Annotated in this window: 25 protein-coding genes; 13 read left to right on the top strand and 12 right to left on the bottom strand. The window is 41.9% G+C overall.

Annotated features, from left to right (window positions below; all coding sequences use genetic code 11):
• Positions 1 to 23 precede the first annotated feature (23 nt).
• A complete protein-coding gene (locus tag B6K83_RS15315; RefSeq protein WP_085285747.1) occupies positions 24 to 1,598 on the top strand; it encodes a sodium/sugar symporter in 1,575 nt (524 codons plus the stop codon).
• Positions 1,599 to 1,804: 206 nt separating this feature from the next.
• The gene (locus B6K83_RS15310; protein ID WP_085285746.1) at positions 1,805 to 2,509 is read left to right on the top strand and encodes an esterase/lipase family protein; all 705 of its coding nucleotides are present in this window, start codon (positions 1,805 to 1,807) and stop codon (positions 2,507 to 2,509) included.
• A 93-nt stretch (positions 2,510 to 2,602) separates the two neighbouring features.
• Here B6K83_RS15310 and B6K83_RS15305 read toward each other — a convergent pair whose 3' ends face one another.
• Genes B6K83_RS15305 through B6K83_RS15295 form a run of 3 tightly spaced genes read right to left on the bottom strand, consistent with a single transcriptional unit; the run spans position 2,603 to position 5,857 of the window.
• A complete protein-coding gene (locus tag B6K83_RS15305) occupies positions 2,603 to 2,956 on the bottom strand; it encodes a YdbL family protein (RefSeq protein WP_085285745.1) in 354 nt (117 codons plus the stop codon).
• A gap of 9 nt (positions 2,957 to 2,965) precedes the next feature.
• Positions 2,966 to 3,148 (bottom strand): YnbE family lipoprotein, encoded by a 183-nt coding sequence (locus B6K83_RS15300; protein WP_085285744.1) that lies wholly within the window; start codon positions 3,146 to 3,148, stop codon positions 2,966 to 2,968.
• Between the two features lie 12 nt (positions 3,149 to 3,160).
• Complete coding sequence (locus B6K83_RS15295) at positions 3,161 to 5,857, bottom strand: intermembrane phospholipid transport protein YdbH family protein (protein ID WP_085285743.1); 2,697 nt, start codon at positions 5,855 to 5,857, stop codon at positions 3,161 to 3,163.
• A gap of 206 nt (positions 5,858 to 6,063) precedes the next feature.
• Between B6K83_RS15295 and B6K83_RS15290 the strand changes: the two genes are divergently transcribed.
• Both B6K83_RS15290 and B6K83_RS18460 read left to right on the top strand, forming a co-directional pair.
• A complete protein-coding gene (locus B6K83_RS15290; RefSeq protein WP_085285742.1) occupies positions 6,064 to 6,741 on the top strand; it encodes an alpha/beta hydrolase in 678 nt (225 codons plus the stop codon).
• 11 nt (positions 6,742 to 6,752) lie between these two features.
• On the top strand, positions 6,753 to 6,926 hold the full coding sequence (locus B6K83_RS18460; RefSeq protein WP_175474842.1) for a hypothetical protein: 174 nt from the start codon (positions 6,753 to 6,755) through the stop codon (positions 6,924 to 6,926).
• Between the two features lie 43 nt (positions 6,927 to 6,969).
• Here the strand turns inward: B6K83_RS18460 and B6K83_RS15285 are convergent, their stop codons facing one another.
• Together B6K83_RS15285 and B6K83_RS15280 are read right to left on the bottom strand one after the other, a co-directional pair.
• Positions 6,970 to 7,560 (bottom strand): DUF938 domain-containing protein, encoded by a 591-nt coding sequence (locus tag B6K83_RS15285; RefSeq protein WP_085285741.1) that lies wholly within the window; start codon positions 7,558 to 7,560, stop codon positions 6,970 to 6,972.
• Positions 7,561 to 7,617: 57 nt separating this feature from the next.
• Positions 7,618 to 8,742 (bottom strand): GNAT family N-acetyltransferase, encoded by a 1,125-nt coding sequence (locus B6K83_RS15280; protein ID WP_085285740.1) that lies wholly within the window; start codon positions 8,740 to 8,742, stop codon positions 7,618 to 7,620.
• A 165-nt stretch (positions 8,743 to 8,907) separates the two neighbouring features.
• Between B6K83_RS15280 and B6K83_RS15275 the strand changes: the two genes are divergently transcribed.
• The 7 genes from B6K83_RS15275 (at position 8,908) to B6K83_RS15245 (ending at position 12,959) form a co-directional block, all read left to right on the top strand.
• Entirely contained in the window at positions 8,908 to 9,486 is a 579-nt protein-coding gene (locus tag B6K83_RS15275) for an SOS response-associated peptidase (protein ID WP_085285739.1), read from the top strand.
• 74 nt (positions 9,487 to 9,560) lie between these two features.
• A complete protein-coding gene (locus B6K83_RS15270) occupies positions 9,561 to 9,917 on the top strand; it encodes a DUF2750 domain-containing protein (RefSeq protein WP_085285738.1) in 357 nt (118 codons plus the stop codon).
• A 145-nt stretch (positions 9,918 to 10,062) separates the two neighbouring features.
• Positions 10,063 to 10,659, top strand: coding sequence for an HvfX family Cu-binding RiPP maturation protein (locus tag B6K83_RS15265; RefSeq protein ID WP_085285737.1), 597 nt, complete (start codon positions 10,063 to 10,065; stop codon positions 10,657 to 10,659).
• Positions 10,632 to 11,129 (top strand): DUF1425 domain-containing protein, encoded by a 498-nt coding sequence (locus B6K83_RS15260; protein ID WP_158088368.1) that lies wholly within the window; start codon positions 10,632 to 10,634, stop codon positions 11,127 to 11,129. The genes B6K83_RS15265 and B6K83_RS15260 overlap by 28 nt, the downstream gene beginning before the upstream one ends.
• A gap of 94 nt (positions 11,130 to 11,223) precedes the next feature.
• On the top strand, positions 11,224 to 11,685 hold the full coding sequence (locus tag B6K83_RS15255; RefSeq protein ID WP_085285735.1) for a flavodoxin family protein: 462 nt from the start codon (positions 11,224 to 11,226) through the stop codon (positions 11,683 to 11,685).
• 115 nt (positions 11,686 to 11,800) lie between these two features.
• Positions 11,801 to 12,043, top strand: coding sequence for a DUF2789 family protein (locus B6K83_RS15250; protein WP_085285734.1), 243 nt, complete (start codon positions 11,801 to 11,803; stop codon positions 12,041 to 12,043).
• A gap of 130 nt (positions 12,044 to 12,173) precedes the next feature.
• Positions 12,174 to 12,959, top strand: a complete 786-nt coding sequence (locus tag B6K83_RS15245) for an SDR family NAD(P)-dependent oxidoreductase (protein ID WP_085285733.1) — start codon at positions 12,174 to 12,176, stop codon at positions 12,957 to 12,959.
• An 86-nt stretch (positions 12,960 to 13,045) separates the two neighbouring features.
• Here B6K83_RS15245 and B6K83_RS15240 read toward each other — a convergent pair whose 3' ends face one another.
• On the bottom strand, positions 13,046 to 15,121 hold the full coding sequence (locus B6K83_RS15240; RefSeq protein WP_085285732.1) for an alpha/beta hydrolase family protein: 2,076 nt from the start codon (positions 15,119 to 15,121) through the stop codon (positions 13,046 to 13,048).
• A gap of 200 nt (positions 15,122 to 15,321) precedes the next feature.
• Between B6K83_RS15240 and B6K83_RS15235 the strand changes: the two genes are divergently transcribed.
• Entirely contained in the window at positions 15,322 to 15,951 is a 630-nt protein-coding gene (locus B6K83_RS15235) for a 3'-5' exonuclease (RefSeq protein WP_085285731.1), read from the top strand.
• 134 nt (positions 15,952 to 16,085) lie between these two features.
• Complete coding sequence (locus B6K83_RS15230) at positions 16,086 to 17,015, top strand: formate dehydrogenase accessory sulfurtransferase FdhD (protein ID WP_085285730.1); 930 nt, start codon at positions 16,086 to 16,088, stop codon at positions 17,013 to 17,015.
• An 11-nt stretch (positions 17,016 to 17,026) separates the two neighbouring features.
• Here the strand turns inward: B6K83_RS15230 and B6K83_RS15225 are convergent, their stop codons facing one another.
• The 6 genes from B6K83_RS15225 to B6K83_RS15200 all read right to left on the bottom strand — a co-directional run bounded on the left by B6K83_RS15225 (position 17,027) and on the right by B6K83_RS15200 (position 22,503).
• Entirely contained in the window at positions 17,027 to 17,767 is a 741-nt protein-coding gene (locus B6K83_RS15225; protein WP_085285729.1) for a substrate-binding periplasmic protein, read from the bottom strand.
• A 43-nt stretch (positions 17,768 to 17,810) separates the two neighbouring features.
• Entirely contained in the window at positions 17,811 to 18,293 is a 483-nt protein-coding gene (ybaK, locus tag B6K83_RS15220; protein WP_085285728.1) for a Cys-tRNA(Pro) deacylase, read from the bottom strand.
• Positions 18,290 to 18,913, bottom strand: a complete 624-nt coding sequence (locus B6K83_RS15215) for a PqiC family protein (RefSeq protein ID WP_085285727.1) — start codon at positions 18,911 to 18,913, stop codon at positions 18,290 to 18,292. The genes ybaK and B6K83_RS15215 overlap by 4 nt, the downstream gene beginning before the upstream one ends.
• The gene (pqiB, locus tag B6K83_RS15210; RefSeq protein WP_085285726.1) at positions 18,910 to 20,568 is read right to left on the bottom strand and encodes an intermembrane transport protein PqiB; all 1,659 of its coding nucleotides are present in this window, start codon (positions 20,566 to 20,568) and stop codon (positions 18,910 to 18,912) included. Before pqiB ends, B6K83_RS15215 begins: the two co-directional genes overlap by 4 nt.
• Complete coding sequence (locus B6K83_RS15205) at positions 20,561 to 21,739, bottom strand: paraquat-inducible protein A (RefSeq protein WP_085285725.1); 1,179 nt, start codon at positions 21,737 to 21,739, stop codon at positions 20,561 to 20,563. The genes pqiB and B6K83_RS15205 overlap by 8 nt, the downstream gene beginning before the upstream one ends.
• A gap of 143 nt (positions 21,740 to 21,882) precedes the next feature.
• Positions 21,883 to 22,503: a uracil-DNA glycosylase family protein gene (locus B6K83_RS15200; protein ID WP_085285724.1), complete on the bottom strand. Its 621-nt coding sequence runs from the start codon at positions 22,501 to 22,503 to the stop codon at positions 21,883 to 21,885.
• Between the last annotated feature and the right edge of the window lie 394 nt (positions 22,504 to 22,897).

The raw sequence follows: 22,897 nt of genomic DNA, 5'->3' as shown, positions 1-22,897 counted from the left end.
TAATAAATTAAGGTAAAAAACTTATGAATATAACAAGTACTTTAGGAACAATAGATACTAGCGTCTTTATTGTTTATGTTGTTGGTTTACTCTGCATCGCATTGTGGATCTCGCGTAGTGAGAAAAAAGAAGGGGCTAATACCGAAGATTATTTTTTGGCGAGTAAAGCACTACCTTGGTGGGCAATTGGTGCCTCATTAATTGCGTCTAATATTTCTGCTGAGCAAATCATTGGCATGTCTGGCTCAGGTTATGCCATTGGCATAGCAATCGCGTCTTACGAATGGATGGCAGCGATCACCTTGATTTTAGTGGGTAAGTATATGCTGCCCATTTTTTTGAAAAATGAAATCTTTACCATGCCGCAGTACCTTGAGCAGCGTTATAATAGCCAAGTTAAAACCACGTTAGCGATTTTTTGGTTAGCTGTGTATATTTTTGTCAACTTAACGGCGGTACTTTGGTTAGGCGGTTTGGCGATTGAAACCGTGGCCGGCGTAGATTGGATGGTTGGCATGATTTTCTTAGCGACATTCTCTGTTGCTTATTCTTTATATGGTGGTTTAAAAGCTGTTGCTTATACCGATATCTTGCAAGTGGTGCTACTTGTCTTTGGAGGCTTGTTCTTAAGTTATTTAGCCTTAGATGCGGTATCAGATGGCGAAGGCTTTCTCAGTGGTTTCTCTATATTAACGACAGAAATGTCGAGCCATTTTGATATGATTTTGAGTCCTGAAAACGAGCATTATATGAGTTTGCCGGGTATTTCTGTTTTAGTGGGTGGTTTGTGGATCATGAACTTTAGCTACTGGGGCTTTAATCAATATATCATTCAACGAGCACTTGCCGCTAAAGACATTAAAGAAGCACAAAAAGGTATTGCTTTTGCCGCTTATTTAAAATTACTGATGCCGTTAATTGTGGTTTTGCCTGGCATTGCTGCCGTGGTTTTATATCCAAGCTTAACGTCTCCCGACCAAGCTTATCCTTCGATGATGGCGTTAATGCCAGTTGGTATTAAAGGCTTAGTGTTTGCAGCGCTAGTTGCGGCTATTGTTTCTTCATTGGCGTCAATGACCAATAGTATTTCGACGATTTTTACCATGGACTTATACAGTCGTATTAAACCCAATAAATCTCAGCGCCATTATGTGCAAGTAGGGCGCGTTGCGGCATTTATTGCCTTAGTGATAGCGTTAATTGTTGCTGAGCCGTTATTAGGTAAGTTTGACCAAGCGTTTCAGTATATTCAAGAGTTTACTGGCTTCTTTACCCCAGGGATTGTGGTTATTTTTGTTATGGGTATGTTTTGGCGTCGCGCTACTTCAAATGGTGCCTTAGCGGCGGCAATTGGCTCAGCGGTATTTTCCGTGGTGTTAAAGTTTGCTTGGCCAGCATTACCTTTTATGGATCGCGTTGGTTTAGTCTTCTTACTGTGTCTAGCATTATGCTACATCGTCTCTATGATGGGCAAAGCACCGCAAGGCGATGCGAGTGTTAGCTTAGATGAAGTAAGTTTTGCTACTGAGAAGCCGTTTAATATTGCTGGCATAGGTGTAGTGATTATTCTGGTGGCCTTGTATGCGACATGGTGGTAATCGCCTTAGCGCTGGCATAGCTTACTAGCAAACGTTTAAAAAACCGAAAACCACTGTCAATACAGAGTTTTCGGTTTTTTTATGCCAATAAGCAAATGGGTAACGGCGTAGAACTAAAGTAGCAGTTAATTTAGTGGCTAGGTTTATTACAGTTAGTGTTGTTCGTTATTTAAGCAAAAATAAAACTATAATAAAGTAGGCTAACGATGAAAATGATAACTATAACATTACAAAAAATACTGCTGGCATTATTGCTGATCTTCTGCGTTGAACAAGTAAAAGCGGCTTGTGTTGATAGCGTGGTGCTAGTCCATGGTAATACAGGTACGCCCGAAGATTGGGCTAACACATATGATTTACTGATCGCTAATAACTATCAAACCAGTCAAATATTCATGCCGCAATGGGGTGGCTCGTCCGCTAGTTATAACAACCATAGTGGCGCAGAAGAAACGCCAGTACGCAATGCCATTAATGACGCCATTGCAAGCTCATGTACAGGTAAAATTGATATTATTGGCCATTCGATGGGGGTTACCTTAGCCGCGCAGCAAGTGATAAAACTGGATAAGGCCAGTCACCTTGATGCCTTTGTTGGTATTGCCGGTGCCTATCGTGGTTTATGGACTTGTGGCGCATACCCGTGGCATGTTTATACGCCGACTTGTGGTGTTTATGGTTTGTCAGTCTCTAGCCCATTTTTAGATTGGCTGTACGGGAAAAAAATAGCAGCGCGGGTATATTCGATTAAAAGTTGGAGTGATCAAATTGTTTGTGGCAGCGGCACCTGCCGAGTTGGCGGTATTCATGCTAGCCAAATTGCGAATGAAAATGCCAGCTATTCATTTGCCTTAGGCCACTTTGGCTTGCAAACTTATACCGCTAGCAAGCAGCTAGATTTAATCAAATAACCGCTATTTTAGCGCATTAGGTATAACGAAAAGTGCCTGCTCGATACAGGCACTGATTGGTCTTATCTTGGTTGGTGTGAGCAATTATTAGCGTTACTTTTTTACCCATTGCCCAGCGGCGTTTTGAATTAAATGCCCAGGGCGCGTTTTCGCGATTGCCTTTTGACCTGCTAATGCAGTGACTTGCGCCATGGTAATTTTGTTTTTACGCGCTAAATCAAGGTAGATACTGCGGCGCTTTTTATTAACGTTATCGACCAGTTGCTTGGTTGCAGCGCTTTTAACCACTACCCCTAAATATCCGTTTGGCATTTCGCCGACTAAACCTTGCTGCTTGGCGTCTTCAAGTGAAATGGCCCACGCAGTAAAGGTCAAGCTTGACAATAACAACAAAGTCGAAAGTTGTTTTAAGATTTTACTGAGGTTACTTTTAATGTGTTTATGCATGGCTATCTCCTAAAAAACGTCGCTATCGTCACTAAAAATATCGTCAAGCTGTTTATCAACTTTAACTTTAATTTCATGATCTATTTTTAAGTTTAAATTTATGGTGATTGGCTCTTTTGCACTCACCTCTACGGTGTGTGTACAGCCACTTACCATGCATATGGCAAGTAATGCGATGGCTATTTTTTTCATACCTACTCCTAACTAGGGTTGTATACCTTTGATTATCGCCTTTTCAAAATGCTCGGTAATGCTGAGTGACTCTAACAAGCCTATAACATCATAACTGAGATTTAAATTTAGGTTCACATCATTATCAAGGTCTGGGTTACGACCTTTGATCACTGTCTCCAATAACATATAACCGTCATTCGACATCGCAACATCAGATGACAACTGGTGATAATGTAAGTTTTGCAATGCGTCAAACGCGAGTTGCAATTGTTTATTGTTGGTTTTTAGCTCAGTAACCGCGGGGTTATTAGTGATCTGAATAAGACCCTCACTAATGTTGTACAGTCGCCCCTGCTCAATGAGGAAATTAGCGCCATCAAAGTTAACCGGCAGCTGACCCGATACTTGACCAGTAACGGTAATGCCTTGCTTGGGATCTAACGCCAATACCTGTGCTAAGTCTATACTGTTAAGCTGAATATTAACTGAATGCTTTGGCGTTAACGGCCATTGCAGGCTTGGAATAAAAACGCTGCCGCCAAAAAGCTCTGCGTTAAGTGCAACGGCTGAAATTTGAAGATGTTGCTTAACATTAATATCGGTACTCACCGACAAATTAGTGATGGGGGTTGCGGTATCAATGAGGGCAATGGTGAGGTTTTGTTGGTGTGCTTTGCGGCTGCTTATTGCGCCGTCAAGCAAGGTAAAGCTTTGTTGCCAAGTTAAGTTTTGTAACCAAACACCGGCGATTTCGCCACTTACGGTATTTAAGGTTAAGTCGCCGGTAAAGTTGGTTTGGGCCATGGTGTTAATATCGATCATATCAGCCTGTATATTATAGCTAAGCGTTCCTTCAATTAAGTCTATGCTCGTTGGTAATTTCACATCTAGTGTTAATAATTGAGTCAGTGCTAACTGCTCAGCGGTTAGGCTCAGATGTGCGTTGTCTATAGCGCCTTGCAGCTGTAACCTTCCTAACGAGACGCTATCAGCACTGATATCAGTATTGAGGTTAAAATCGTCTAAGCTGCCGGTTAAGCTTGTGTTAAGTGTTAAGGCGTTGAGTTTTAATACTGGCTCAAGCTGCAGTTGTTTGGCAATTGTGGCAGCGGTTAAGTCGAGTGTAATATCAAGGCTTTTATGGTCAGGCTTAGCGGCTGAAAACGTGATATTGCCACTAAGTTGCGTGGTAACTTGCTTTATCTTAGTGTGTGGCTTTTTATTGCTGCCATCACCCAGCGTTACTCTGACTTTATCGACGCTAAATTGTGAGCCTTGCTGTAAATAAAGCTGTGTTTTTGTTGCTTGCTGCTGCAGTGAGCCGCGTACCGTCAATTGCAGTGGTAACGGGGTTACATCTCGTAAAGCCCTTAAAAATAAGGGGCCATGAAAGGCAAAATCAACAGCGTTTAGCGAACTCCCTACATGGCTGCTTAGCTGATTTTGTGTGCTGTTTGTCGGCTGGTTTATTTTAGCAGTGGGGTTATTTTTTGCTGTCGCTATGTTGAGCTTGATGTTGGTTAAGGTTAATTGCGCAACTGCTCGCAAAGGCTTAGGGGTAACAGGCATATTGCTGGCTGTAATTTCCAACTTGGTTAATGATAGTTGCTGCTCAATAAATGGGTAAATCAGCTCACCTTCAGGCTGAAAAACGAGTTGCGAAAAGGGGTTGTCTTTAACGAGTGTAATAAGTTCAGGGGCTAGGGTTTTGCGCTCTAAATAGTCAAGTAGTTGTTGCTGTTGATAAGCAAGCACAAGTTGATTATTGCCGTTAAACTTTAGGGTCAGTGGCGGCTGATTGCCTTGTTGTGGAGCAGAGTTTAAATCTAACAGGCTATCAAAGCTTAATGCGCCGCTAAGTGCCATTCTTTCAATGGTGGGTGTTTTATTATTGCTGATAAGGCTAAAGTCTTGTAATTGCGTTGCTGAACTCAAAAGACCGGCTTGGTATTTGATAATGCTATTAAGTTTGCCCTGACTTTGCAGTGCCGTTAACGCGGTAGTCAACTCAGGCGGTAGTGACAGGTTATGAGCCTTAATAAAATGCTGTAAGGGCGCAAGCCCAGCGCGTAATGTTAATTTAAAGTGTACCGGCTGCTGAGCTGACTGTGGCTTAGCTTTGGTGAGGTGGCTTTTATTACTAAACTGCAGCGCAGCAATATTGCCGTGTTGTGGGCTTTTCAGGGAAAATAAAAGCTGATCCTGCTGTGCGGCAAAGCTACCGACGAACTGCAAGGCGGCGCGCTCACGAGCACTCAGTTGTTTGGCCGTTTTGGCGCTAATATAGGGCTGATAAGTAAATTGACCAACGTCAATATCAAACGGCACCGCCATTTGCCCAACAGAGGTCAAATACGCCTTTAGTTGCGCAATGTTATCAACGGTGTTTTTAGTTCCACTGTTATATTCTGTAAACCATGGGCCATTACCCTTAATGCTCAAGCTTGCAATATTGATGGCGTTTATTTTGCGTTGTGTTGCGAGCTGCCAACTTATGTGCATGTCGTTAATCTTAAAATCAGCCACCGGTGACTGTAAACATAAGCGCTTAACCACTAAGTGCCAGTCGTTATTTAGCTGTAATGCGAGGCACTTAACTTGCAGTTGCTTGTTGGCAAGCTGCGTGTTGAGTAAGGTTGTTACTAAGGGGATGCGTGTTAGGTAAAGTAAAAGCGCTATGCTAACCAAGGCAATAACAACAAGTAATGTTCTCTTTAAAAATATCATTGGTTATCTATGTGTTTCATCCCTGCAGTTCGCTAGTCGCTGTTAGCTACTGTATTGCGCTTAGCGACTTGGATCAATAAAAATCAGTAAAGTATGTATTGGCTATTAGCAGGTAAGTTATTACACGCTAAGCGTGATATTTTAATTCCTTGGTGGACGCGTTATGATATCGGCAATTTTCCTGTATCAATTATAAAGAGAGAAGCATGTCTGCAGCCCCATTAGAACGAATTACTATCGAGCCCAGTTTAGCGGCCAATGCCTGTGTTATATGGTTACACGGTTTAGGCGATTCTGGCGCTGGCTTTGCACCTATAGTACCTGAATTAAAATTGCCTCAACATCATCAAGTGCGCTTTATTTTTCCACATGCACCAGAGCAGCCAGTGACCATCAACCAAGGTTATGTGATGCGTTCATGGTATGACATAAAAACCATGGATTTACACAGTCGCGCCGATATGACAGGAGTGCTGGCATCTGAAGTTAAGGTTAAGGCATTAATTCAAGAACAAATAGACAGTGGTATTCCCGCTAATCGTATTGTACTAGCCGGTTTTAGCCAAGGTGGAGTGATTAGTCTGTTTACTGGCTTACGCTACCCTGAGAAATTGGCGGGTATTATGGCGCTATCCTGCTATTTACCTACCGCTGATGCATTGCCTGAACAGTTAAGCTCGGCCAATAAAAATACCGAAATTTTGCAGCAACATGGCGAAAGTGACGACGTGGTGCCATTGAGTGCTGGCCAAATGGCTAATAAACTCTTGCTTGCCAACCATTACCCAGTAACTTGGCAAACATACCCTATGGCCCATAGCGTTCACCCGCAACAAATTCGTGCCATTGCCGCTTGGTTAACTACACGGTTAAACCTTAACTAGCGGGGGCTAATATGCCAGAAGTAACAGTTAAACTTGTGTTTGAAAAAGAGAATAAAAACAGTGTTCGCTATAAAGAAGTCACTGAGCCGGGTAAGGCAGAAGTACTCGGCAATATTTATCTACAGAAATGGCTTGCAGGCAATGCGAAGTCGATAGAGGTATCGGTGAAGGTGGCTGAAGATTAACATCATAAAGTGCGCTTGCTATTGCTAGCGCACTTTTACCTTGTTAGGCTTTGACAAACTCTAATAACCGATTATTGGCAGGCATAGTGTGATCTTTGACTAAGGTCAGTCCAGCGGCTTGTGCTAAGGTGATTATTGCCTCAATATTGCGTATGCCACTTTCGCTATCACGGGCTTTTAACCAAAGATCAAACTCGGCATTACTCTCGCTAGTGTACTTACCTTGATAATTAAACGGACCATAAATACAACACTTACCATTAGCGGTTAGCTGTTGCGTAACGCCTTGAAAAAACGCTTGCACTAATGACCAACTAACAATGTGTAACGTATTGGCGGTAAAAATTGCATCCACGTGTCCCTCAGGCCAAGCCTGACTTAAATCAAGCGACACCGGCGGCAGTAAATTGTCAGCAGGGTAGGCCGATAACCATTGCTTAATGCCGGCATGATTCATGACAAGATCGCTGGTTTGCCACGTTAACCAAGGTAAGTTAGCGGCAAAATATATCGCATGCTGGCCCGTTCCTGAGCCGACTTCCAACACTGACCTAGATGCTTTAAAGGCGTCAATCAGTACCGGTAAAATATGAACTTTGTTGTTTTCGCATGCTTGAGAAAAAGGTTTGGTCATTGTGCTGCTTACCTGAGTTAAAAAGTGAAAGAGTAAATGCTTTTGCCATGTTGTGAGCTATTTATTACCCGGCGTAACCTTAAATGGTAAAAGCTGTTGGCATTGTAGTTGATATTGACGCATTTGTTGCTGCTCTTGCAAACAAAAGGCTTTTATTGGCGCTTTAAACTCAGCGTGTTGCACCCAATGGTATGAATGGGTCAATGTCGGTTCAAAGCCACGGGCAATCTTATGCTCACCTTGTGTGCCCGGATGAAACAACGTTAGCTTATGGTCAATACAAAACTCTATTCCTTGGTAGTAACACAACTCAAAGTGCAAGTTTTTATAGGACTTAGTGCAGCCCCAATAACGACCGTATAAGTGATTATGGTCGTAGAAAAACCAAGCGCAGGCAATATCTTCACCATCGAGGCTGGCGATAATTAATAAAATATGCTCAGGTAAGGCTTTGACCATTGACTGAAAAAAAGCAAAGCTTAAGTGCGGTTGATGGCCGCGTCGTAAGTAAGTCAATTGATAGGTTAAATAGAAAAACGCCAGTTCTTTTTCACTAATATCAGCGCCAAGTACGCGCCGTATACTGATATTTTGTTTAGCGATGGATTGCCGCTCTTTACGGGTGTTTTTGCGTTTTCTGGCGTTAAAACGTGATAAAAAGTCTTCAAAGTCACGATAGTGGTAATTTAGCCAATGAAATTGCACGGTATTGCGCTGATAAACCTGCTCGGGCGTTTGCGCTATTTCGGGGCAATAAAGTATATGCCAGCTAGATAGCCCTTGTTGTTGACATTGCTGAGTTAAGCATTCAAATACGTCGGCTTCAGTAACGGTATGGCTCAATAACTTATGGCTGGTTACTGGGGTAAACGGGGTGGTGGCGACAAGCTTGGGGTAGTAAGGTAAATGGTGACGCTGATACGCATCTGCCCAGGCCCAATCAAAAACATATTCTCCCCAAGAGTGGGTTTTAATATACATAGGTAAGATGGCGGCAACACGATTGTTTTGATCACGAATTTGTAAATGCTGTGGCTGCCAACCTTGTTTATCACTGACAGAGCCGCTTGTTTCGAGACACTGAAAAAGTTGATAGTTTGAAAATATCGATGCTGAGGGATTTAGCCGCTGCCAATCTAATGTACTGATATTGGCAATATTAGTTATAATTTCAGTTTTCAAGGGGCTTGCAAGGCTTGGTTAAACAATAGCGCAAGCTTAGCAGAAGATAACTTGCATTTGGGTAATAATTGCCACTTTACTGGCTAAACCTGCAAACAATCTGCTAAGTTTTCGTTAATCGTAATCGTTAGCATAAACAACTTGCGCCAATAAGAGGACCTAAAAATGTGCGGTAGACTCAATGTTATTAGTGATCCCTTATGCCAAATGGTCAGCAGCGCATTTGGTATTCACTTTTCTGCGACCAGTAACCCTAATTTATGTCCAAGCGAGACAGCCTCAACCTTAGTGCAAGCAAACCAAGAAATACGTCAGGTTGATATGCAATGGGGCATTCAACCGTCTTGGGCTAAGCGTTTATTAATTAACGCGCAAAGCGAAACGGTGGCCACTAAACCCACCTTTGCTAACGCCTTTGCCTTTAACCGTTGCTTGATCCCTTGCAGCGGCTGGTATGAGTGGCGTAAAGAGGGCAGTAAAAAACAGAAATATTACTTTAGTCACGCCGATGACCAGCCTTTATATATGGCTGGTATTAGCTTTCAGCACAATTATCAGCCACCGCAAGTCGTCACCTTAACCACTAAACCCAATGACATGTGTGCCACTTATCATCACCGAATGCCGGTACTCGTGCTAGCTGAGCAAATAAAAACTTGGTTGCAGCCAGATGCTGAGCTTGCTCAGTTAACCCCTTTAATGTCGGCGATTGCCGATAATTATTTATCTGTAGTTGCAAATTAAAACCGCTAGTTTTATTCAACTTGATATAATGCAGAAAAATGCTATCGATATTGAGATAAAAGGGAACATATAAAATGACTGATCAAGTAACATTGACATCGTTCTTAAACCAAGTAAAAGACACACAAAGCTTATGGGCACTGCAAGATAAAGCCAGCGAAGACTGGGTAGTATTAGACTCTATCAACTTTAAAAATGCCGATGTATTGCCGGTTTGGTCAAGTGAGGCGTTAGCAAAAAGCCATTGTGTAGAGCAATGGTCTGATTATCAAACAGCTGAAATTTCAGTAGCAGACTGGATGGAGTTTTGGGTGGAAGATTTACTGGCAGACGGCGTTGTGATTGGCGTTAATTGGCAAGACCAAGAACCATGCATGGAGTTAGAGTTACCTGAGTTTACCCAAGCAATAGCGACAATTGAAGCCTTATAGCACGCAAATGTCATCACCTTACTCTTTGTTTTAATGACTTGAAAATTTCAGCTACAAAAGCTGCTGCTTTATTTTAATGAAATTATCAAGCTATTGCACAGGTCAAACTTAATAGTTACTGACACCTAAAGCAGGGGTAAAATTCTTGAAGACATTAATCAATAAAGCTTATGGTTGCTTAAGTGCGACCAAAAAAATCGACTTTCTCGCGCCGCTATTATTGCGCTTGTATTTAGTGCCTATTTTTTGGATGGCGGGTACAACTAAAATTGAAGGCTTTGACAATATAGTACAATGGTTTGGCAATAGTGACTGGGGGTTAGGTTTGCCTTTTCCGTACTTGATGGCAATTCTTGCTACCGCAGCAGAAGTGCTTGGTGCGATAGCTCTATTGTTAGGATTAGCGGTGCGCGTGATGGCTGTGCCCTTGATGTTTACTATGTTTATTGCCATGACTTCAGTGCATGGTCAATATGGCTGGCAAGCTATAGCCGATGCTAATGCGCCATTTGCTAATGATAGGGTAATGGCATCGGTTGAGAAAAAAGAAGCGGTTGTTGCCATTTTACAAGAGCACGGTAATTATGATTGGTTAACCAGTAGCGGCAATATTGTCATCTTAAACAATGGCATTGAGTTTGCCGCCACCTATTTTATTATGCTACTGGCGTTGTTTTTTATTGGTGGTGGTCGTTACGTTAGTCTGGATTATTGGTGCAAACGCAAGTGGCTAAAGCGCTAACTTTGTCAATTGCTAATGTTAACAGTTGGGTAGCCTTTACAGGGTTGCTTTGCGGCGCTTTACTCGTTAGTGGTTGTGGTAATAAGCTGGTAGTGAACTCAGCGTCAAAGCTGGCGGCATTGCGGCAAGCAGATTACGTTAATCACGACTTGATATTCTCTAATGAAGCGCTTGCTAAACGACTAGGTTTTAGCGACGTTAAGTTAAAGCAAAAGCAAGGACGATTAGCAGTAACGTTTCAATTAAGTAGCCAATATCACAAAACACAAACACTACAATACCAAGTGCAATGGTTTGATCAGCAAGACAAGGCAATAGCAACCAATAAAGCCAACTGGCAGGTATTAACCTTAGCCAGTGGCACTGCGGTGTTATTGCAAGCAACAGTGCCGAGTATTGACGCTAGTTACTTCAAAGTCTATGTTATTGAAATACCCGAAAAACTATATAAACAACAGTCACTGCATTAATAGGAAATTGTGCGTTTTAGCGGTTATCAATTAACGCGCTTACCTTGGCGATGCTATGCTAGGTAGCATTAGACTTACAACTTTGAGCAAAGCCATGAAAAAACTTTTAATTGTTGCCCACGCTCCGTCAGAAAATACTCAGCTTATGGTAGATGCGGTTTTGGCTGGCGCTCAACAAAGCGATTTTAACCAAATTGAAGTTCAGTGGCTGCCCCCATTAACGGCAACACCAGAAGATGTTATTGCATGTGATGCTATCATTTTAGGTACCACGGAAAACTTAGCCTATATGAGCGGCGCGTTAAAAGATTTTTTTGATCGCTGCTACTACCCATGTTTAGAGGTTAAACAGGGGCTGCCCTGTGCATTGTATGTGCGTGCTGGCAATGACGGTACCGGCACTTGCCGCGCTGTAGAAACTATTTGTACGGGGTTACGTTGGCGTTGGGTGTTACCGCCATTAGTGTGCAAGGGACCATGGCAGGATAAATTTACCGAGCAATGCCATGAGCTAGGCATGACAGTCGCCGCTGGTCTTGAAATGGCGATATATTAATAACAAAATTCGCGGTGATTAACTTGAGTTGGTGTGAATAAGTGTAGCGATCGTATACTTTATACTCGCAATATGTGATAATAGCGAATTGTTCTAAAAAAGGAGAAATAACAATATGTTATCTGAATCTGAGTATACAATGAGTAATTTGTTTGCGCAATTAGGGCTAGATAATTCTGCCAAGGGCATTGATGACTTTATTAAGGCGCATCAATTGGCACAAGGTGAATCGTTAAAAGATGCTAAGGTGTGGAGTGATAGCCAACGTGCATTCTTAATAGAAGAGTGGGGCAAAAACTGTATGTGGGTGCAAGTTATTGATGACTTAAACCTACTCATGTCTCAAATACAAAAGTAACCAATCGCCAGCGTGAGATTGGAGACTTAAAAATACCAGTTTTACCTGCAAATTTATCGCACTAACAACTGCAGCTAACTAATAACACTTAAGTTAGTTAGCTTGCGTATTGCCAATTTGAATTAAAATTATGGCAACCATATACTTACCATCCCATTTACTTACTATAGGCGTGAAAAACATTAATATTTTAATTACTGGCGCTGCCACAGGTATCGGTGCAGCAGCAGCAAAAACGTTAGCAGAAAAAGCTGATACATTAATTCTCCATACTGGCAGCAACATGGACAGTCTTGAACAGTTAAAAGCACAAATACCTAACGCTAACGTTAAACTTGTCGTTGGCGATCTCGCTAAACAAAGCACTTTTAACGCGCTTGAGTCTGTGGTCAAAGATTTAGGACAACTTGATGCGCTAATTAGCTGTGCTGGCTTTCCTCAATGGTCAAAATTTGGCGAGCTAAGTAGTGACGCATTACAGGACTCGTTAGACATTAATGTTAAGGCCTTTCATCAAATAGTGTCGTTTTTATTACCGTATTTTTATCAATCAAAACAAGCGCGTATTATTGCGGTTAGTTCATTTTTGGCGCATAGGTATCAACTTGGTGATACCTTTGTGCCCGCCTCAGCCGCATCAAAAGCCGCACTTGAAGCTATGGTGAAATCATTGGCTATGCAACTTGCTAGCAAAGGTATTCCGGTCAACGCCATCGTACCAGGCTATGTTAAAAAAGATGGTCCAAATCATACCCAGCCATCGGCTGAGGTGCTCAATAAGCTTATTGGCAGAATCCCTATGGCACGGCTAGGGTTACCGGATGAAGTTGCTGGTTTAATTGACTTTCTTGCTTCAGAAAAAGGCAGTTATATCACAGGGCAAAGCATTGCCGTAGACGGTGGTCTTACCGTATAAAACAGGTTCAGTTATCTAGACTGCTCCTGACATTAACAACTTGCCTAGCGTAGTTTGCTATAACGCTAGGCCGTTATTACTTAGCGTTACTCTGCTAGCCCTTTTTTTGCCACATCATATTTTGCAAACCATGCCATAATATTGTCAGTTTTCGCGATCAATAAGCTTGGTCGTGCAGCTATGTAATGCGGCGCGCTCGGCACACGAATAAGCGCGGTATCTACCGATAACATTTTTAGTGCGGTATAAAATTGTTCGGCTTCCCATGTTGGCGTTCGATAATCTTCTTCTCCTACCATTAATAGTGTTGGTGTTTTAACCTTATCCACGTAACTAATTGGCGAAAATTTTAGAAAGGCTTCTGGGTTAGACCAAGGATCTTCACGTATCCAGTGTCGTCTAACAAACGGGGCAATATCGCCAACTAAGGCCATGGTCATCCAATTAATAACCGGCTTAATAGCTGCTGCTGCGGCGAATCGTTGCGTTTTTGTCACGATCCAGGCGGTTAAAATGCCGCCACCTGAGCCACCGGTAACAAATAAACGTTTATCGTCAACATAGTTACGAGCAATGACTTCGTCGACTACCGTCATTAAGTCGTGATAATCATTGCCAGGGTAGGCGCGGTCGATGGCGAGGGCAAAATCTTCACCATAGCCAGTAGAACCGCGAGGGTTAGCCCAAACGGTAACATAGCCTTCGGCGGCGTAGCGTTGCATTTCGCTGGCAAAGTAAGGGCCATACATAGTATAAGGACCACCATGTATTTCCAATATCATCGGAAAACTGCCATCGGCCTTAAAATCAGGCGGAAAGGCTACCCAAGCTTGAATTTCTTTACCGTCATGACTGGACTTTACTTTCAGTTCTTGGACTGAGGCCATATCAAGGTATGGTAGGAGATCGTCGTTTAACTTGGTTAATATTTTTTGTTTTTTGCCTCTGTGGTCGCTCAGGCCAATTTCAGCCGGGCGATCGGAAAACCCCGCCATATAAGCAATTTTAGCTTTACTTTGTTGACTAACAGAAAAGCTACCATTTGCATAAGGTCGGCCAATAGAACCACCCCCAATACCAGTAAATAGTTTAATAACTTTACCTTTTAAATCGGTACGATATAAATTGATATTGCCTTGATCTTCCGACGAAAACAGTAGCGATTTACTTGTCGACTCCCACTTGATTTGCGCAATGCTACCGGGAAAGTCAGCGGCTATTTCTCGAGAATTACTGCCATCGCTATTCATGATATATAAATTACTTTGTTGATAAGACAGCACTTTATCGTCATAACCAATATATGCGATATACTTACCATTAGGTGAGACGATAGCACCGGCATCAGGACCATCACGCGTGGTTAATGGCGTGATAGATAAGTCGCCCATTGCAATGGCATAGATTTCACTTTCAATAAAGTCTAAGTCCCGATCTTTTGCGGTGTTGCCGGTGACTAAAATCGTTTCATTATTTAACCAACTGGAAACTTCCATATCCACATCGCTGTGAGTTAATTGCCGTGGCGTACCACCTTCAATAGGGAGGGTAAAAACCTGATTTGTGCCTTTAGGTAAATACCCCATACCATCAAAGCGAAATATCAGTTCATCATAGACTTTAACTGCGTCATTCCATTGTGCGCCATCGGGTTGAGAAACAGCACTAGCAAAGCTAGGTTTTTTAGCTTTGACAAACATATTAAACGCAATAAGCTGACCATCAGGTGACCACGTAGCCCGAGATGGTGCACTGATTAAATACGGCGCTAATGCCATGCTTTGTTTATTTGCCAAATGAAAAACTCGTAATTCAGCTTGAGTTTTATGTTTACTGATAAACAGCAAGCGCTTGCCATCGGGGGACCAACGCGGCGAGTGCGACGCGACTTGGTTTTCCGTAAGAGGCCAATGCATTTCGTTTTCAGTATTCAGTAGCCAAATGCGGCCAATATCTTTATCCTGCATGCGATCCATGGTGTGGCGAACATAGGCAATGGTTTTGCCATCAGGAGAAATTTGCGGGTCGGTGGCATATTCAATATCAAACACCCGCATCGCGGTAAAGCGCTTAGATGGTGGGGTGTTATCATTCGCTATACTGCTAATAGGTAAGAGCAAGATTGATAAAACAATGATTAATACGAGCTGGCTGTAGCGCATTTTTTATTATCCATATAATGAGTGTTAATCTAGTGACTGCATACGTTTATAAACTTAGGCTTGCTAAGAATAGCTAGATGATAATATTTAAGCAAATAAAGGCATTGGTTTGTCTTGGCAAAACAGTAAAGATGTAGCTGTTTATTGATAAAAACTATGTGATAATTTAGCAATGTTTCAGTGAGGCTTAAGGAGCGTTAGTGCTTGCCAATTCGTTAATAGTACTAGACTTTGAAACCACAGGTTTATCGCCAGTTCAAGGAGATCGTGCCATAGAAATTGGCGCAGTTAAACTTGAAAACGGTATTGTTTGCGATAGGTTTCAAGCCTTAATGAATCCTGGGCAGCCGATAAGCCCTTTTATTGAAAGTTACACCGGCATCAGTAATCAAATGTTGGCCAAAGCACCATCTTGTCAGCAAGTAATGACTGACTTTGCGGCATTTATTGATGGCAGCAATTTATTGGCTCATAACGCATCGTTTGATGCGCGCTTTCTGAACTCAGAATTTGATAGGATAGGCGAAACGGTTCGCGGTGAGTTTGCCTGCTCGTTATTATTAGCGCGCCGCATTTATCAACAGGCACCTAATCATCAATTAGGTACATTAATTGATTATAAAAATATTGCTGCTAATGGCCGCTTTCACCGGGCGTTATTTGATGCTGAAATGACAGCGCAATTGTGGTTAATCATGTTACAAGAGCTTAATACCGGCTATGGTATAGAGAATATCTCATTTAGCTTCATTAAACGTTTAGCAAAAACGCCAAAAGCAAAAGTCAACGCGTTACTGGCGTCTTATACCAGCAAAGATGTTAATTATTGAGTTATTAAACACTCTAGGTTGTAGCAATAAGCATTAGTTGATAGCCGAACAAAACTCTTGCCGCGGCCTAATACTTATCTCTTTAGGTAGCGGCTTGTGCTACATGCATTTTACAAAAGGCGTATAACAACACGATGAAACCAATGAGTTCAAGACCAGCATTGAGTGCGGCAAAAGCAAATAAGCATGCATCAACACAAGTAAGCAAAATTAGCTATAGTGTCAGCGGGCGAGAGATACAGCGTGATCATGTACTTACCGAGCAACCACTGCAAATCCGACTATGTTGGCAACACAGCCAACAAACCAAGCTTCAGCAGCAAGTGTTCTCAATTACCATGCGTACACCAGGAGATGATAAAGCATTAATTATTGGTTTAATGCTCGCCGAAGGCATTATTAGCCAGTATCAGCAGTTAGAAAGTGTGTGCGCTGAACTCGATGAGTCGGAGCCTGAGCATACCGATAGCCAGGCTATGGCTAATCAATGGCAAGTAAAATTAAAAGCCGGAATTATTCCTGAGCTGAAATCACTAGAGCGCTTTCAGGTCACCTATAGTAGCTGTGGTTTGTGTGGTACTACCTCGTTAAAATCGTTAGAAATGAAAAATCCGCCGAGCTTAAGCCAACAAAAACACTGGCTATCGTTCGACCGTATTTGCCAAATGCCCGACAGCATGCGTGCGGTGCAAGCGCAATTTATTCAAACTGGTGGCTCACATGCAGCAGCACTGTTTGATCAACAAGGGAAAATAATTGACCTAAAAGAAGATATCGGCCGTCACAATGCATTGGATAAGTTGTTTGGCGCGAGTTTAACTCAAGGCAACATAAGCGGCACGGCAGTTTGTGTCTTGGTGAGTGGGCGTATTAGTTTTGAAATTGTGCAAAAAACAGTGATGGCGGGTGTAGGGGTATTGATCGCCGTGGGCGCTCCATCAGCGCTGGCAATTTTGGCAGCAAAACGCTTTGATTTAACTTTGATAGGCTTTGTTAAAAACTCGGGTTTTAACCTGTATCATGGCGATTGGCGTCTACTGCCTGAACTGTCGGTATCAAGATAATAAAACCAAGGTTAATTGGGGCTTTTCAATTGGTACTTTGCCACTAATTCTTGATAAGCAATACTCTGCTTAAAGCTTGCCATTGCCTGATCAAATGTACTGACATCTTGTTGATTTTTAAAGGCAACGCGATAGGGACTTAACGGAAATATGTAATGAAACCTAATGCTATCTTGTTGCTTTATCGCCTTTAGCTCTCGTAAATAATGCAGGAAAATATTGATATCCATCACCAGTACATCAACGCGATTTAATAATAATAATTCCACTTGTTTTTTTTGTTCAGCCACTTGCATATAAACAGGACTTTGGGTCACGGCACGAGCAAACTCAGGACCTAGCACTTTGTGGGCAAGTTGAAATGAAGCGATTGAGTAATTGGCAAAATCGGCCATCTGATTAAGCCTAATGGCTTGCTTTTTTCGTGAAATTGCAACATTTTGATAACTAATATAGGGGGCACTTAAGTTTTTATTGTTAGGAAACATTTGTTCGTTGACGGTTATTACCGCATCAATCCCCGATAGTTTCAGCATTTTTTCAGAACGGCCATAGGGGGTAAAGATAAACTCTGGTGCCTTACCTATGTTGATTAATACCTGCCTGATTAACTCAATTTCAAAGCCCAGGCGAGCTTCTTCAATCACATAAGGTGGCTTTGACAAGCCGACAACTACTTTAAATGGCTGCTGTGCAAAGCCGGTTATCGATAACAAAGTGAAAGCAATGAAAAAAATAAGTTTATTAAACATAAAGAAAACATACTGCCAATGGTGTGAACGGTATTAAATGACTTCAGCTAACTGTGACCTTATTGCCTATACTAGCATAAGTTGCGTTTAATGTTTGTATTAGACTCTGTGGTGAGGTTTCAATTTCTAAGCCCCGCTTACCGCCACTAACAAACAGCGTCGTTAAATTTTCGGCGCTGTCATCAAGAAGGGTAGTTAATGGCTTTTTTTGTCCAAACGGGCTGACGCCACCCAGCACATAGCCCGTTGATTTTTGCACCACTTTTGCCTCAGCCATCAATACTTTTTTGGCGTTTAGCGACTTAGCCATTTTTTTTAAATTGAGCGTGCTTAGTACCGGAATAATGGCTACAGCCAACTCATGATTATCCACTTGAACCACCAAGGTTTTAAAGACTTGCGCAGCATTCACTTGCAGTTTTGCTATCGCTTCTTCACCATAAGATTGGCAATTACTGTCGTGCTGATATTGGTGTAACTGATAGCTAAAAGATAAATCCTCTAGTTGTTTTATCGCCGGAGTCATTTTGTATTGGCCGCTGACTGCTGAGCTGCTATTGCGATAAGATCACGACGAATTTGCGCAGCAAGTTGTTGGACTAATTGGCGTAACTGCATTACGGCGTGGTGATAGCCATCTGCATTTAGCGGCACAGTTAAGTGAAATGCTTGTTGTTTTTTCACTGAGTTTGACTGAAAAGAATTGAGCGTATAATGCCCGGAAAACATGGCTTGTGACTGATGTGTGGGCTGAAAAGCCGTGACCACAAGTTTTAATTCACCATCATATGACGGTGTTGCTATGTCGGTGGTAGCTTGATAGTGGTTTTTATCCGCGTCTTTGTTTAGCTCTCGTACTAAGCTATTGACTAAGCCGACTTGTAAAGGCTCAGCCCATTGGTGAAATTTAGCGAAATGTAATTGATGATCGGAGAGTTGTAACAGCAAATTAGTCTGTTGTAAGTACTCAGGTAACGTTGCAACAGTGACCAAAATAGTGGGCTTGCTTTTTGTTACCTCTATCGGCTCAGCGCTAGCTAATGTTGGGCTGTCGAGTAAGTAATATTGTGTCTCTATGCGCTTAGTAGAGCTGCAAGCGGTCAGCATTAATATTACTAAGGCTGTGATACAGACAAGCGTTTTCATTGCTGCGCTCCACTGTGTTTGCTAGGCTCTGGCTCTGTTGTGACACCGTTGTTAAATATTAAACTATTGGGTTGATGCTTAAGTTGTTTTAGTAAGGGTTTTAACTCATTCATGGTCGCGGTTAAGGTTTTTAACGTTGTTCGTACGTCTTGATAGGCTTGTGAACCCGATGATAAGTCTTTAGTGAGCAGATTGATACTTTGTAAAGTATTACTAAGCTCACTGCTAACTTGCTGTTGCTTGACATCACTTAGTAATGCTTCAAGACTTTCGCTCATTTTTGCTATCGCCTGTGCGCTTTCGCCTATTTCTTGCATCAAATGGTTAGCATTGTTACTTAAGGAGTGAAGTGGGATATTATTTAAATTATCCATAAACTGTTCAGCCTTGGCAGTCATTTGTGCAAAGTTATCGCTGCTAGTTGGAATAACGGCGTACTCACCGTATTGCTGAGTTTCGCGGCTTGCTTGGTCTTTATTGTGCTGCAGGTCGACATAAAGGCTCCCCGTTAACAGATTGCCGGTTCGCAATACAGCATTTAGGCCGTGTTTGATCCATTGCATATTTTGCTCAGCCATAATGCGTTGGCCTTGTTCATTATCAGGTAGCCCAATGCGACCTGGTTGAAGACTGATTAATACCGGAATTTTAAAGTCGTTTTTAGTGATATTTTCGTCAGCAATTTTTAGTGCCATATTGGTTGAGCTCACTTGGCCTATTTGCACGCCGCGATATTCAACAGGAGCGCCAACAGATAAACCACGAATGGAATCGCTCACCAGCACTACAAATTCAATGGAGCGTCGATACCTTTCGTCATCGGCGGCGTCTTGGTTTTTATAAATATCAAAATATGAACGTTCACCAATTTTTTCGCCAACAGGCATGCCATCTGGAATACCAAAGGTGACACCATTGGTTAACATGGTTTCAAAGTTGCCGGTTTTTACGGAAATGCCATCGGCATTTAAATCAAACTGTATACCACTAACATCCCAAAATTTAGTATTACTTGTTAGTAGTTGATGATAAGGCGCTTTAATAAACACATTGTAATAGACGACGCGTTCATCAAAATTGAAGTAGATATCTTCAAATTGGCCAACCGTTAGCCCTTTATAGATAATTGGATCACCTTTTGCGTAAGCAAATTGATCATCACTGTTTAAGGTAATATGCAAGCCGGGAGTGTCAACAGGTGTTACCGGTGGCGAGTTTAAGGCGTCGAATTGCAGTCGCTCACTTTGGCTTTTGCCAGGCGATATTTCAATATAGACGCCAGAGATTAATGTACTTAAGCCAGAAACGCCGGTGTGAGATATTTGTGGCGCAACAACCCAAAACATGCTGTCGGCCACTAAAAACTGCTCAGCGCTCGCTTTAATCTTTGCTGTAACAATAACGCCATTGCCAGTTTGATTAAGCTCTATTTTACTGACTTCACCAATATCTACATTGCGTGATTTTATTTTGGTTTTGCCGGCCTCCATTCCTTCCGCTGTGGCAAAGTGTATTTTAATTTCAGTTCCTTCGGTACTTAACTGATAATAAAGCATCCAACAGCCAATAAAAACGGCAATTAAAGGTACAAACCAGATGGGGGAAACGGTTTTAACCGGCTTTACATTTGCTTCTGGTGTTGAAGAGTTATTCATAAGATTCGTTGTTTTTCCATATTAACTTTGGCTCAAAACTCATGGCGGCTAGCATGGTAAAAATCACCACGCCTGAAAATGCTAAAGTGGCGCCGCCTGGCATAATACTCATGGTCGGTCCAAGTTGTATCAAGCTCACCAGTACGATAACGACAAAAACATCTATCATTGACCAACGGCCAACAAATTCAGCGAGCCGGTACCACTTTACTCTTTCTAAGCTTAATCTATCGCTTTGTTTTTGGACACTATAATTTAACCAAGCGAGTACTAAAATTTTAGCAATCGGGATGATAACACTAGCGATAAAAATAATAACCGCAATAGGGTAAGAACCAAGTTGCCATAATAAGCTCACGCCTCCTATTATGGTGCTCGGCTCATCTTGTCCAAATAAGTGTGTGCTCATAATGGGAAAGGCATTTGCGGGTATATATAAAATTAATGCGGTAAAAAGTAGCGCCCAGGTTTTTTGTACACTTAAGCTGTGGCTAACTGGCTCTTCTTGCGCGACTTTGTATTGGCTGTCTTGAACTTCGATTTGCTGGCTTTTTTCTGCGTTAATGAGTAATTGCGTTAACTGTTGCTTATCTAAATGTAGGGTAACTAAGGTCATGGCTATAGAAAAAAATACAAAGGCATAAAATGACATACCTAATGAGATATCAGCCATTGCGGTAATTTTTATTAAGCTAACAAGCGCACCAATGAGAAATATTTCGCCCATACACCAAGGTAAAAGTTTAAATATTAACGAGAGTACTTTTCGTCCATGTTTAGGGTAGAGGCCTTTATGTAAAGGGGTGAGTAAATAAATTACCGCTAATAACACGATACTAGGAATCGCAAAAATTGTTAGTAACTCGATCAGGGCTAGCAGATGGTAGTTAATGTCGATCAAAATAAAAATGCTGTTGATGAGCTCAAAATCATTTTCGAGCCCTTTACTGCGAAAGGAGAGGAAGTTAAACGGTAACGAGGCTAATAAAAAAATCAAGGCGCTAATGGCAAAGGCAATAATTCGTGCTTCGGCATTGCGATGATGAGCGCTCAATGTGCAAGCACAACGTGGGCATTGTGCTTTTTGGTTTTCTTTTAAGTTCGGCAGTTTTACCATCAGTGCACATTCGTGACACTGAACTTCATTCATTGGTTGATTAATGCTTTGCATGTTACTTGCCACTTTCCAATGTCACTTAAGCTGATTTTATCCTTGATTATTTCACCTAGCATAAATCACTGATCTATAATTGGCTAATTTTTCAAGAAGACTCGGGCGGGTGTCGAGAGGCTCCCTGTTCTTGTGCTGTCGGTTTATACTATATTTTTTATTTTATGTTGTAAGTAGGGCAATACGTCTTGCTCAAACCATGGGTTTTTCTTCAACCAGATATTATTTCGTGGGCTAGGGTGAGGTAAGGGTAAAATAGGTAAACGGGTGTTTTCAGTATAACTTTGCCAGCTTTTCACGGTTTGCGTTAAGTTCACTTTTTTTCGCGTGCCTAAGTGGTAGTTTTGTGCATAGCTACCGATAGCAATGATTAACTCGAGTTGTGTTAAATGTGCGAGTAACTTTTCACGCCATTGTTTTGCACAGGCCCCAATCGGTGCTAAGTCGCCAGACTTTCCCCGCCCAGGGTAACAAAAACCCATGGGTAAAATGGCAAATAGGGTTGGGTCATAAAATGTTTTCTGCTCAACCTTCAACCATGCGCGCAACCTGTCACCACTTTGATCCATAAATGGAATGCTAGACCGATGTACTTTAAGCCCAGGAGCTTGACCGGCAATAAGAATTTTGGCATTTGTTGATATTTGAATCACAGGGTTTGCCCCAAGCGCTAAGGAGTCTTCGCACAATGTGCATTGCCGTACGTTATTAACCAACTGGTTGAAGTTTTCAGACAAAATAAAGCTCCTGCTACTGATTTGCATAGACGCTTATGGCTGCGCTATTACTGAGCCTAAGTTACCGGAAGTTTACAATGCCTGCAACGGTACGTCATATGCCATTACTGTCAAGTGATCACTTAACGATAATAAGCCTTGCTATCGCTTGTTTTGCTAATATGTTAAAAAAACAAAAGCTAAAGACTCACAGCCATGTGGCACAGGTTTAATGCTCCAGACAAAACCTAAGTACTCACATTCATGTGAGCGTATAAATAGTTGTTGGGCATAAAAAAGCCTAATTATAATAATTTAATGCCGTTCGGATAAGGATCATTCCTTATATCGCAACGGATATCGGCTCGGAATATAAAGCACCGAACGTGGAAACGTTCGGTGCTTTCTTTTATCTGGAAGTATGAAGTGTTTTATATCTGCT

The sequence above is a fragment of the Colwellia chukchiensis genome (assembly GCF_002104455.1).
In the GTDB taxonomy this organism is placed as follows: Bacteria; Pseudomonadota; Gammaproteobacteria; order Enterobacterales; family Alteromonadaceae; genus Cognaticolwellia; species Cognaticolwellia chukchiensis.
The sequence above is the reverse complement of the archived record's forward strand: the minus strand, read 5'-3'. Positions and strand labels throughout refer to the sequence as shown.